Origin of the sequence: Vibrio natriegens NBRC 15636 = ATCC 14048 = DSM 759 (assembly GCF_035621455.1) — a bacterium.
In the GTDB taxonomy this organism is placed as follows: domain Bacteria; phylum Pseudomonadota; class Gammaproteobacteria; order Enterobacterales; family Vibrionaceae; genus Vibrio; species Vibrio natriegens.
The window spans coordinates 125817-138089 of the sequence record NZ_CP141822.1; the positions used below are offsets into that span (position 1 = coordinate 125817).

Consider the following 12273-nt stretch of genomic DNA (forward strand, 5'->3'; position numbering starts at 1 on the left):
CTAAAATCTGGTACATTATGGCCGTTTTTTTAATCAGCAAATGTCGCCAGAGAGCACCCGTTCTTAGCGTGGTGGCATTTCATCTATCTAAGTGAATCAATATCCATGGCTACTCCACAGATTGATAAATTAAGAAATATCGCGATTATCGCGCACGTTGACCACGGTAAAACAACGCTGGTTGACAAGCTGCTACAACAATCAGGCACGCTTGAGTCTCGCGGTGAAGCTGAAGAGCGAGTCATGGACTCGAACGACATCGAGAAAGAGCGCGGTATTACCATTCTTGCTAAAAACACAGCAATTAACTGGAACGATTACCGTATCAACATCGTAGATACTCCGGGACACGCGGACTTCGGTGGTGAAGTAGAACGTATCATGTCGATGGTAGACTCTGTACTACTTATCGTTGACGCAGTTGACGGTCCAATGCCGCAAACTCGTTTCGTAACGCAAAAAGCGTTTGCTCATGGTCTTAAGCCAATCGTTGTAATCAACAAGATCGACCGTCCTGGTGCGCGTCCTGACTGGGTTATGGACCAAGTGTTCGACCTATTCGACAACCTAGGCGCAACTGATGACCAGCTAGACTTTAAAGTGGTTTACGCATCAGCACTTAACGGTTGGGCTTCTCTAGAAGAAGGCGAAACTGGCGAGAACATGGAACCACTATTCCAAACTATCGTTGATGTTGTTGACGCGCCAAATGTTGACCTAGACGGTCCACTACAGATGCAAGTTTCTCAGCTAGACTACAGCTCTTACGTTGGTGTTATCGGTGTTGCTCGTGTAACTCGTGGTAGCGTTAAGCCAAACCAACAAGTAACAGTTATCGGTGCAGACGGTAAAACTCGCAACGGTAAAGTTGGCACTGTAATGGGCTACCTTGGCCTAGAGCGTCACGACATTGAGCAAGCTAACGCGGGTGATATCATCGCAATCACTGGTCTTGGCGAGCTAAAAATCTCTGACACTATCTGTGCGCAAAACGCGGTAGAAGCGCTACCTGCACTTTCTGTTGATGAACCAACAGTAACGATGACGTTCCAGGTAAACACGTCTCCATTCGCGGGTAAAGAAGGTAAGTTCGTAACTTCACGTAACATCCTTGAGCGTCTAGAGAAGGAACTGGTACACAACGTTGCACTACGCGTAGAGCAAACTGACGATCCAGATAAATTCCGCGTATCAGGCCGTGGTGAACTTCACCTGTCTATCCTGATCGAAAACATGCGTCGTGAAGGCTTTGAGCTAGCGGTATCTCGTCCAGAAGTAATCATCAAAGAAGAAGATGGTCAGTTGATGGAACCGTTCGAAACGGTAACTATCGACGTAATGGAAGAGCACCAAGGCGGCATCATGGAGAACATCGGCCTACGTAAAGGTGAGCTGAAAGACATGTCTCCAGATGGTAAAGGCCGTGTACGTATGGACTTCGTTATGCCATCTCGTGGTCTGATCGGTTTCCAAACTGAGTTCATGACGCTGACTTCAGGTTCTGGTCTTCTTTACCATACGTTTGATCACTACGGCCCTCACAAAGGCGGTAACATTGGTCAACGTGTGAATGGTGTACTAATCGCGAACGCGATGGGTAAAGCGCTAACAAACGCACTGTTTAACCTTCAAGAGCGTGGTCGCCTATTCATCGGTCACGGTGTAGAAGTTTACGAAGGCATGGTTATCGGTATTCACAGCCGCGACAATGACCTTACAGTAAACGCACTGAAAGGTAAGCAGCTAACTAACGTTCGTGCTTCTGGTACTGATGACGCACAGGTTCTTACTCCGCCAATCAAGATGACTCTTGAGCAAGCACTAGAATTCATCGATGATGACGAACTAGTAGAAGTAACGCCTGAAAGCATCCGTATCCGTAAGAAGTTCCTAACGGAAAGCGATCGTAAGCGTGCTTCACGTTCAGCGAAATAATCTGCTGTAACGTTTTAAGTTAATAAGAAGCCCCGAGTTATGCTCGGGGCTTTTTGTATTCAGGGAAAGGAAAGACTTTGATGAAACCGATTGTGATTACGGGTGGTCCAGGCGCCGGCAAAACGACGTTATTGCACGCTTTGGGTGAGCAGGGCTTTGCAACTTTCGCCGAAAGCTCTCGCACCATAATAGAGCAACAAAGCCAGTTGGAAGGCGGTATCTTACCTTGGAACAACTTACCTGAGTTTGCCAGATTGTGCCTTGAGCTCATGAGCGAGCAGAAACAGCAGGCGCAGAGTCACGAAGTGGCATTTGTTGATCGCGCGATTCCAGACATCATTGCTTACCTGCGAGTTGGCGATTGTGATGTAGACTTAGACTTTGTGACAGAAAGTGCTGGGTACCATAGGCAGGTGCTGACTTGTCGACCTGAAGCCTCGATTTATGTGCAGGATGAAGTGCGTCCCCACAGTTTTGAAGAGGCACTGGCAATCCATCAAATCCTAGTTGCTACCTACGCTGAACTTGGTTATCAGGTGGTGGAAGTGCCATGGGGAACGGTAGAGGAGAGGGTAAGGTTTGTTCAAAGGGTGGCCGGTTTAGTCAGCCAGGAAGAAAGAGAACACCTCTCCACGTAGAGAGGTGTTACATTCGGGTAGGTTATTTTTGGTTTAGCTTTTGCAGGAACTTGTCTGATTCTGCTATCGCTGCATTCATCTGTTTGATGGCATATTGAATGTCTTGCTCTAGGTTCGAGAATTCACCTCGTAGAGAGCCAATTGCGCTCGCATTTAAGTTATGTTTTAAATACAAGGTGTTGTCGCGTAATGTATTAAGAACTGGCGTCATCTTTTGTTCAGCTCGCTTCATCGCGCTGAGCATGGTTTTGTAAGACGCTTTGGTATCACGCAATTTCTGTTCACTTGAACGACGAAGTTTTGCACTGGTGTACAGGTCGAGTTCGTCCTGCCATTCGTCAAAGAGTGCATCTGATACATCTTCGATAGCAGCGATACGATCGCGGACATCTTGCGCTGCTTTCTCACTGTCTTCATATTTGTCGTTTATGTTGTTGTAAACGTCTTCCAGCTCACCACCATCAAAGTTGGTCAGAGCGGATAGAGCCTCAAGCGCACTGGTGAACTCTTCTTGAGCGTCTTGTTGAGATTCTTTGGCGTCTTCAACACGATCGACCATGATGTCGCGTTTATGGTATCCCACTTGTTCCATTGCTGAATAATATGCAGACTGACACCCTGTTAAAGTAAAAATTGATAGTACAATTGCTAATAAATAAGGCATTTTTTATGTCCCAGATGCTAATTATGAGATGAACTATGAACCAGTTATCAGAGAGTTACAAGGCGAGATTGAGTAATCTATTGCCAAGTTGCGTCGCTTTCTTTAAGTATCTTCTTAAGCGTTTGACGCACGATCGCATGAATGTGAACGCTGGCTACCTTGCCTATATCACCCTGTTGTCCATCGTGCCGATGCTAACGGTATTGTTGTCAATCTTATCGAAATTTCCGGTGTTTGCGAATGTTGGTGAGGTGTTGCAAGGGTATCTCATCGAGAATTTTGTGCCCGCGTCTGGAGAGGCGGTAAATACGGCTCTGCAAGAGTTTGTGTCTAATACCGGAAAAATGAGTGCGGTTGGCGGTGGATTTTTATTTGTCGCGGCACTGATGCTGATCTCTAATATTGATAAGAACCTCAACTACATATGGCGAGTAAAAGATAAACGTCGCTTTGTGTTTTCCTTCTCAATGTACTGGATGGTATTAACGCTCGGGCCAATTATGGTCGGCGCCAGTATTGCCGCCACGTCTTATGTGACATCACTTCAGATCCTGGAGCACGAAACCTTATCGGGTGCGTTTAACCTGTTTTTGCGTTGGTTGCCTTTGTTATTGTCTTTCTTTGCTTTTTTAGGCCTGTACATCTTAGTGCCGAATAAAAAAGTATACCTGAGCCATGGGGCTGTGGGTGCCGCTCTGGCTGCGGTATTATTTGAATTGAGTAAAAAAGGCTTCGCTTTGTATATTACTCAGTTCCCGTCGTACCAGCTTATCTATGGCGCTCTGGCCGCGATTCCTATCTTGTTTGTTTGGGTGTACTTGTGCTGGATGATTGTGCTGTTAGGAGCGGAAGTGACGGCGGCGATGGGTGAACGAGAGCACTGGAGTGAAGACCTAGACATGATACACTCGGTCGCAGAATCTCAGTTAGCAAATAAAGGAAACGAGCGTAGTGATAGCTCTAATTCAACGGGTCAGTGAAGCTGCCGTCCGGGTTGACGGCGAAGTAGTTGGTGAAATCGATCAGGGTCTTCTTGTTCTGCTTGGTGTAGAGAAGGACGACGATGAAGCTAAAGCCAAGCGTTTGATGGAGCGTGTGACCACTTACCGTGTGTTTGAAGATGAGGATGGTAAAATGAACCTCAACGTCAAGCAGGTGGAAGGCAAGGTGTTAGTCGTTTCTCAATTTACTCTGCCAGCCGATACTAAAAAAGGGACTCGCGCCGGCTTTTCGCGCGGTGCTCACCCTGCCGATGCAGAACGTCTGTATGATTACTTTTCTGACTTATGCGAACAGGTGCTACCTACCCAGCGTGGCCGTTTCGCTGCCGATATGAAAGTGTCATTAATTAATGACGGCCCAGTGACTTTCTGGTTACAGGTCTAATCTGGTAACGCAATCTTCATAGGCTAAGCTTTAACTCCAAGTGCAGGGAAATAGCTTAGCCTTGTTTCTTTGACATTTATTTGTTTTGTACTTTCAAAGGATTGATATGTTCAAACTCATTACTCCAAAAACCGAAAACCAGCTTAACAAGTATTATCAGTTCCGCTGGCAGATGTTACGTGAGCCGTGGCGAATGCCGATCGGGTCGGAACGTGATGAATACGATGGTATGAGTCACCACCGGATGATTGTGGATGGTCGTGGCCGCCCGATGGCGATTGGACGTCTTTATATTACGCCAGACAATGACGGTCAGATTCGTTACATGGCGGTAAAAAGTAATCGTCGTGGCAAAGGCATGGGTTCATTAGTGTTGGTGGCACTGGAGTCACTTGCGCGCCAGGAAGGTGCGAAACGCTTGGTATGTAATGCCCGTGAAGACGCGATTGCGTTCTATGAGAAAAGTGGTTTTGAGCGCCGTGGTGAGCTGACTGATGAGCGTGGCCCGGTCCGCCACCAACAAATGGTTAAGCCCTTAGACCCGATGGCTAATGTTCTTCGCCGCCCTGAGTGGTGTACGGAGCTCCAGAAGCGATGGGAAGAGCAAATCCCGATCAGTGACAAAATGGGGATTAAGATTAATCAATACACGGGTTATCAATTTGAATGCTGCGCCCAGCTTAACCCTAACCTTAACCCTCACAATACCATGTTTGCTGGCTCTGCTTTTACCTTGGCGACATTGACTGGGTGGGGAATGACCTGGTTACTACTTAAAGAGCGTGGCTTGCACGGTGATATTGTTCTCGCGGACAGTTCCATTCGTTATCGCCAACCCGTTGAGCAAAACCCTGTCGCCAGCACATCACTTGATGGCATCAGTGGTGACTTGGATCGGCTGAAATCGGGTCGTAAAGCGCGAATCGTGATTCATGTGGTGATTTATAGTGGTGACACGCCAGCTGTCGATTTTGTCGGGACTTACATGCTAATCCCTAATTATTCGCAATTACTCAGCTGTTAGTGCTTCGTCGGCAACAGCATTTATTGTTAGTTCATCTTCTTCCACTATCTCTTCAACCAACTCTTCTTCCTGCAGCTCCATATTGATTTCCGCGATAGGAGCTGTAGGTTGCGCTTCTCCTGCTGTTAACTCTGGTTGTTGAGTCTCTTTTGTTGACTCCTGTCCTTCGATCTCAGCGGGCTTGATACAGTCATTTTTCGTCGGCTCATGGCTGAAAATATCGCCGCTAATGACGCCACACTGCTCTTCTAGCTGATACTCAAGCCCACTTAATGGGTTGTTAGCCAGATCAAACGCACCACTGATTTTGCCTTTAATGTCGCTTCCCGAAATGGTGATGGGTTGGATTGAAACCTCACCACGTCGCGCTTGCAGACGGACAGGAGAGAATGTGATCGACTTCAGTGACTGATCGGCTTGAGAGAGCAACATCGTGTCACGGAAGTTGGCTTCGATATCTCCGGTTAAGCTGTACGCCAGCATATTATGATCGCCAGCCAGGCCTTGGAGATCAAGATTCAGATCGGACAAGCCTTCTACGGTTAATACTTTAGGTAGGTATGAGTGAAAGAGGCGCAGAGGAATGCCATCTGCATTGATGTTCAGCGTCCATGGTTGGCTGGTGGTGCTGACATCAATCTGCCCGTAACCTTCGATATAGCCTTGCTCTAATGGCGCAAATAAACGAGTCAACTGCCAAAGGCCATTGTCACTTTGAGTTGAAAGCGCAGCGTGAGAGGCAATCACCTGATCATAGCTAGCGTTGACGACGCTAACGTCCAGGTTCCCATTCCACACCGACCAGTGCGTCCCTAGGCGTTTGAGGTCAAGTTGACGACCTTCCAAATTCAGGCCCGAAACCTGCCAATATGGCTGTCGTGATATTTGTATGATTTGGCTGTGTTCAATGTCGAGCTGATTTATCGTCACTTCGTTTAGTGCTTTTGTTGCCGCTTGCCACCAGTCTGAACTTTCGTCAGGCTTCATTGCCCATTTCAAGCCATAAATTGAGGCATTGTCTATTTGCCATTGGGTTGGTTGGAACTGTCCTGAAATTTGAACACGGCCTTGTTGCCAGTCCAGGTAGAGTTCTTTCAGTTCAATCTGACTAGGCGTCATTACCGCGCTTAAACGTGGCTCTATTGCAGTTTGTTCCTGAAAGCTAACGCTGTCTGCTTGCAAAGAGATCTGAGCTTGTGTCTGCCAAAGTGATAGCGGAAGTGAAGCATCCTCGAGCGAAAGTTCCAGGTTTTGCCAATGCCAGTCGCCCCATTCAATGTCAGCGTTTAACAGGTCGAGACTATTAATGTGGTTAATTTTGAAAGGTATGGCATTCCATGGCTTAGCGAGCAGCGATTGCAGCTGGGCATTGTTCATTTTCAGCTTATCGACGGTGACATTGACCAAAGACCAGCCTTGAGGGTATTGCTCACCCTGACCAGAGATCAGACTGTCTCTCCATTTAAACGACGTACCATAGAGAGTGCTGTTTTCTGGTCGATAATCCATATCAAGCAACACATTATCGAAAGCTTCGCCATTCCAGTAGATTTGCGCAGCAGACAACTGAATCTCGCCATAAGGCAGTACATACGAGTTGTTTTGCCAGTCTGGTGATTGGATTTGTACATTCAGCCCATTGATCACTAACTGTTTGTTCGCGTAATCGAGATTTTTAACCGCCACTTGGTGGAACTGGACAGATTCTAGATTGGCGAAATCCGGCAGTCCTTGTTTTAAGCTCACGCCATTGATAAGTAAGCTATCGACAATCCACTTACCATCGCGGCGCACATCTGGGTTTAGCCATACATCGACTTGCTCAATGCTGGATATATCTTCGCTATTCGTTCGAATGCCTTGCACGGTGAGGTGATAAGGAAAGTCGTAGTGCACCTTTTCTGCCTGAATAGGCAAGTTCAGGTGCTCTGAAATAAAGGCCCAGGTTTGGTTAGCGTAGGAAGTGGTAAGCAGCGCAATAACGGTTGCAGGGATAGCAATCAGTAATACAAGTAACAGAATTAGAATTCGAAGCGCTGTTTTCATCCTTGCCAGAACCTACGTAAAGTATGGAAGTCTGCTTTAGCTTGTATCAATCTTGGGTGGGATTCAATAAAAAGCCCCTCAAAAGAGGGGCTTGTAGAATATTTTGGTAACCAAGTCACTCTCGACCGGGTTTTCGCACAACATTAGTCAAGCTGTGGACCAGCAGCAACCAGAGATTTACCTTCTGCGTTGTCTGTGTATTTATCAAAGTTATTGATAAAGCGTTCTGCTAGATCTTTCGCTTTGCTTTCCCATTGCAGTGGATCAACGTAAGTATCACGTGGATCAAGAATGCTTGGATCAACACCTGGTAGTGAAGTAGGAACTTCAAGGTTGAAGATTGGGATATGCTTAGTTGGTGCATCTTCAATTGAGCCATCTAGGATCGCATCAATGATGCCGCGTGTATCCTGAATTGAGATACGTTTACCGCTACCATTCCAGCCAGTGTTAACCAGGTAAGCTTCTGCACCTGCTGCTTCCATACGTTTAACCAGTACTTCTGCGTACTTAGTTGGGTGAAGCGTTAGGAACGCAGCGCCAAAACACGCAGAGAAAGTTGGCGTCGGCTCAGTGATACCGCGCTCTGTACCTGCTAGTTTGGCAGTAAAGCCAGACAGGAAGTGGTACTTGGTTTGCTCTGGTGTCAGTTTCGATACTGGAGGAAGCACACCAAACGCGTCAGCAGACAGGAAGATCACTTTATTCGCATGACCGCCTTTCGATACTGGCTTAACGATGTTTTCAATGTGGTAAAGCGGGTAAGAAACACGAGTGTTCTCTGTCTTAGAACCATCATCAAAGTCGATAGAACCATCGTTACGTACCGTTACGTTTTCTAGCAGCGCATCGCGGCGGATAGCGTTGTAGATATCAGGCTCGGCTTCTTTCGATAGTTTGATGGTCTTCGCGTAACAGCCACCTTCGAAGTTAAATACGCCGTCGTCATCCCAACCGTGCTCATCATCACCAATTAGCGCACGTTTAGGGTCTGTTGAAAGTGTTGTTTTACCGGTACCAGATAGGCCGAAGAAGACTGCAACATCGCCATCTTCGCCCATGTTCGCACTACAGTGCATCGATGCGATGTCTTTCAGAGGAAGGAAGTAGTTCATCATTGCGAACATGCCTTTCTTCATCTCACCACCGTACCATGTACCGCCGATAAGCTGAGTACGTTCAGTCAAGTTGAAGACAGTGAAGTTTTCAGAGTTCAGGCCTTGCTCTTCCCATTTCGGGTTAGTGCATTTCGCGCCGTTCATAACAACGAAGTCTGGTTCAAATGTTGCCAGCTCTTCTTCTGTTGGGCGGATGAACATGTTCTTCACGAAGTGCGCTTGCCATGCAACTTCGGTGATAACACGAATGCTCAAGCGTGTATCAGGGTTCGCACCACAGTAACCGTCAATCACAAACAGGCGCTTGCCAGAAAGTTGGTTTGTCACTAATTCTTTTAGCTCATTCCAAACTTCTTGGTTGATTGGTTTGTTGTCATTTTTGACTGCGTCAGAAGTCCACCACATGTTTTCTTCTGTCGTCGCATCTTTAACGATGTATTTATCTTTTGGTGAGCGACCAGTAAAGATGCCTGTGTCAACAGCAACAGCACCCAATTCAGTAACCACACCGCGTTCATAACCGGTCAGTTCTTCACGCGTTTCTTCTTCAAACAGCACTTCGTAGCTTGGGTTGCGCAGAACCTCTTTTACGTTGTGCAGTCCATGTCTGGTTAGATCAAGTGTTGCAGCCTTTGTATGTTCCATAACGGTCATAGGTGCTCCTTATAAGGATTTTGTAGGGATTTTGTAAGAATGTTTTAATTTTTATCTGCTCACCATGCTAGCAACGGGACTGGGAGAAAACAGGGATGTAGTTCAAAATTTATCCATGATTTTGCTGGGGTTTTAGGTGACCCGTCACATATTGGTTGGAATAGTTTATCGTGGGCGCAATCCTTTACGCTAGGGCAAAACGATTATTAATTACTTAAAATTAAGCGGTTATTTTATTACGGTAAAAGCTAGGGTTTACGGGGCTTAGGTCACAAAAAGGCCAGCATTGAGCTGGCCTTTTGAAGGGGGAATTACGTGCTTGGTAAGCTATGAAAATTAATGCAGCGTTTTTTTGTCCGTTGAAGCTTGTTCGTAGAGCGCAGTAACCTCAGCTTCATCGAAGCTATAAGTTGTGCCACAGTAATCACAATGTAACGAAACTGATCCAACCTCGGCTAAAATGTCATAAATTTCCGCTTTCTCAACAGTGACGATCGCAGCACCACTGCGTTCACGAGAACAGCCGCACTGGAATGAAACTGGTTGAGGTTCGTAAAGACGTACTTTGTCCTGGTTGTAAAGACGGTAAAGTAGTTCATTGGCTTCTAAACCGAACAGCTCTTCCTCTTTTACTGTGTCAGTCAGTTGCTCCAAATGTTCAAAGTCATCAGGAGAGCCAGTACCATCCGGCATTACCTGAATCAGCATACCCGCAGCATGCGGTTGACCTTCGAATTCACCAGTACGGATCCAAAGACGCGTTTTTAGCTGCTCAGAGTTAGCGAAGTAGCCTTCCAGAACTTCTGCAAGATTGTCACCTTCTAAGCCAACAACACCTTGGTAGCGCTCGCCTACTTTAGGTTCGATGGTGATCACCATATGACCTTTACCCATCATATCGTGAAGGCTCGCCTCATCGGCAATATCGCCTTCCCAGCGCGCAACACCACGAATTCTTTGTTTGTGGTCACCATTGATCACAGCAAGAGAAACCGGGCCGTCGCCTTGAATCTGAATAGTGATTGAGCCTTCGAACTTAAGCGTCGCGGTTAAAAGTGTGGTTGATACGAGTAGCTCGCCTAACAGTTTTTGTACTGCCGCCGGATATTCCTTGCTGGAGATAATACGCTGGTACGCTTCGTCCAATTGTACCAACTCGCCACGAACTGAAAGGTCTTCAAATAGGTAGCGGTTTAAAACATTATTTGCCATGGAGTGATTTCCTCGTTGGTATTCCGGCTTTTTACTGGTGTTTGAACTTAATGATGTCTCGGCGCTGCTTCTTATCTGGGCGGCGTTCCGGACTTGGGTTGTGGGCATTAAGTTTACGTTGTGTCGCGTGTTCCTCACGTTTCGCTATACTTTCATTAGTTTCGCGATACAGAGTCTGTGCGATTGGTGCGCCCTTACGCTGATCGGAGATTATCTCAATGATCACCGTTTTCTCTTCATTGCCTTGACGAAGTTTAATTTCGGCGCCCACTTCAACGATTTTACTCGGTTTGCTTCGTTGGCCATTATAGTGGACTTTACCGCCATCGACCATGTTACGAGCGATGGAGCGGGTTTTATAAAATCTGGCGGCCCAAAGCCATTTATCTAGCCTAACGGCTTCATTAACGGAACTCATAGAACACTACGCTATCTAACCACTGCCATTAACTGCAGTGAGTGATGGATTATTCACCTACAGATGGAGCCAAGGTCTAATTTTTTCAAGGGAGTTGGCAAAAACTGAAGAAGAAAAAGGTATGCCATATCTGTTGTGATATAGTTCACTGCTATTTGTTTATTAGTAATTTTACTGTCATTTTAGAAAGATAGAGTCGATGTTTTTTTAATAGCCAGTTCGACCTACATCGAAAGAAAGGAATCAATTTAGTGAAGCGAATAGAGCTGAGTGCTGGATTATCTGGTAGCCCGCTACTGGCTCAGATGAAATCCAATAACTACGCGATTCAAACCAAGCTTAGTTTGCTGTTTACTTGTTTATTTATCGCGCTAGCCGGGTGGCTGCTCGGAAAGATAGTGTGGTTAGCGATCCCACAAACGGCTGATATCAGCCCATGGCGGCCTTCAGCAGGTAACGTTATTGCTGGCAATAACAAAGACGCGATTGATTTCAATGCCCTTCAAAATGCTCACTTATTCGGTCAATACTCTGAACAAAAACCTGTCATCATCGAACAACCAGTTGTCAAAGATGCGCCTAAAACTCGTCTAAACTTAACTCTCGTGGGGGCAGTGGCCAGTAATCAGGTGCAAACCAGCTTAGCGGTGATTGCTAATAAAGGTAAACAGTCAACGTATGGTATCGGTGAAGAAATCGAAGGCACACGTGCGACACTGAAAGCCGTATTGGTGGACCGTGTGATCATCGAAAACCAAGGCCGTGACGAAACCCTGATGATGCAGGGGATTGAATACAACAAGTTATCTGAATCGCCTCAATTAAGACGTGCTCAGGCAGCACAACCAGAGTCTGTAGCGGGTGACAAATTGGAGCAAATCCGAGAGGAAATTGCTCAAGATCCGAAAAGTGTTTTCAAATACATCAGCATTTCACCGGTTAAGAATGGTGATGACATTGTGGGTTACCGAGTTGCTCCGGGTCGGGACGCTGCATTATTTAATGATGTGGGCTTAGAGTCTGGTGATATTGCAGTACAACTTAATGGGATCGACTTGAGTGATCCTTCTTCTTCAGCTGAATTGATGCGAATCATGAACGATCCGCAAGAGCTGAATCTGACTGTTGAGCGTGAAGGCCAGCAGTACGAAATCTATATCCAATTGTAATACTTAGGC

General features: G+C 46.4%; 11 protein-coding genes. 6 read left to right on the plus strand and 5 right to left on the minus strand.

Annotation, left to right across the window (positions count from 1 at the left end; translation table 11 throughout):
* Nucleotides 1-105: 105 nt before the first annotated feature.
* Both typA and VER99_RS00575 read left to right on the plus strand, forming a co-directional pair.
* On the plus strand, nucleotides 106-1935 hold the full coding sequence (typA, locus tag VER99_RS00570; RefSeq protein WP_020336294.1) for a translational GTPase TypA: 1830 nt from the start codon (nucleotides 106-108) through the stop codon (nucleotides 1933-1935).
* Between the two features lie 80 nt (nucleotides 1936-2015).
* Nucleotides 2016-2573: an AAA family ATPase gene (locus VER99_RS00575; RefSeq protein WP_020336295.1), complete on the plus strand. Its 558-nt coding sequence runs from the start codon at nucleotides 2016-2018 to the stop codon at nucleotides 2571-2573.
* Between the two features lie 22 nt (nucleotides 2574-2595).
* Here the strand turns inward: VER99_RS00575 and VER99_RS00580 are convergent, their stop codons facing one another.
* Entirely contained in the window at nucleotides 2596-3237 is a 642-nt protein-coding gene (locus VER99_RS00580) for a DUF2959 domain-containing protein (RefSeq protein WP_020336297.1), read from the minus strand.
* Nucleotides 3238-3272: 35 nt separating this feature from the next.
* On the opposite strand from VER99_RS00580, the gene VER99_RS00585 reads away from it, so the two are divergent.
* The 3 genes from VER99_RS00585 (at nucleotide 3273) to VER99_RS00595 (ending at nucleotide 5647) form a co-directional block, all read left to right on the plus strand.
* On the plus strand, nucleotides 3273-4217 hold the full coding sequence (locus VER99_RS00585) for a virulence factor BrkB family protein (RefSeq protein ID WP_020336299.1): 945 nt from the start codon (nucleotides 3273-3275) through the stop codon (nucleotides 4215-4217).
* The gene (gene dtd / locus VER99_RS00590) at nucleotides 4189-4623 is read left to right on the plus strand and encodes a D-aminoacyl-tRNA deacylase (protein ID WP_014230526.1); all 435 of its coding nucleotides are present in this window, start codon (nucleotides 4189-4191) and stop codon (nucleotides 4621-4623) included. Before VER99_RS00585 ends, dtd begins: the two co-directional genes overlap by 29 nt.
* Before the next feature lie 106 nt (nucleotides 4624-4729).
* Nucleotides 4730-5647 (plus strand): bifunctional GNAT family N-acetyltransferase/hotdog fold thioesterase, encoded by a 918-nt coding sequence (locus VER99_RS00595; protein WP_014230527.1) that lies wholly within the window; start codon nucleotides 4730-4732, stop codon nucleotides 5645-5647.
* On the opposite strand, the gene VER99_RS00600 is transcribed toward VER99_RS00595, so the two are convergent.
* The 4 genes from VER99_RS00600 to hslR form a co-directional block, all read right to left on the minus strand.
* Entirely contained in the window at nucleotides 5633-7693 is a 2061-nt protein-coding gene (locus tag VER99_RS00600; protein WP_061778634.1) for an AsmA family protein, read from the minus strand. The genes VER99_RS00595 and VER99_RS00600 overlap by 15 nt on opposite strands.
* Nucleotides 7694-7836: 143 nt before the next feature.
* Nucleotides 7837-9465 carry a phosphoenolpyruvate carboxykinase (ATP) gene (gene pckA, locus VER99_RS00605; RefSeq protein ID WP_014230529.1) on the minus strand — a complete coding sequence of 543 codons (1629 nt, stop codon included), beginning with the start codon at nucleotides 9463-9465 and terminating at the stop codon, nucleotides 7837-7839.
* A gap of 336 nt (nucleotides 9466-9801) precedes the next feature.
* Complete coding sequence (gene hslO / locus VER99_RS00610; protein ID WP_024372764.1) at nucleotides 9802-10677, minus strand: Hsp33 family molecular chaperone HslO; 876 nt, start codon at nucleotides 10675-10677, stop codon at nucleotides 9802-9804.
* Nucleotides 10678-10708: 31 nt separating this feature from the next.
* Nucleotides 10709-11095, minus strand: a complete 387-nt coding sequence (hslR, locus tag VER99_RS00615; RefSeq protein WP_014230531.1) for a ribosome-associated heat shock protein Hsp15 — start codon at nucleotides 11093-11095, stop codon at nucleotides 10709-10711.
* A gap of 251 nt (nucleotides 11096-11346) precedes the next feature.
* On the opposite strand from hslR, the gene gspC reads away from it, so the two are divergent.
* Nucleotides 11347-12264, plus strand: a complete 918-nt coding sequence (gene gspC, locus VER99_RS00620) for a type II secretion system protein GspC (protein WP_014230532.1) — start codon at nucleotides 11347-11349, stop codon at nucleotides 12262-12264.
* Nucleotides 12265-12273 lie beyond the last annotated feature (9 nt).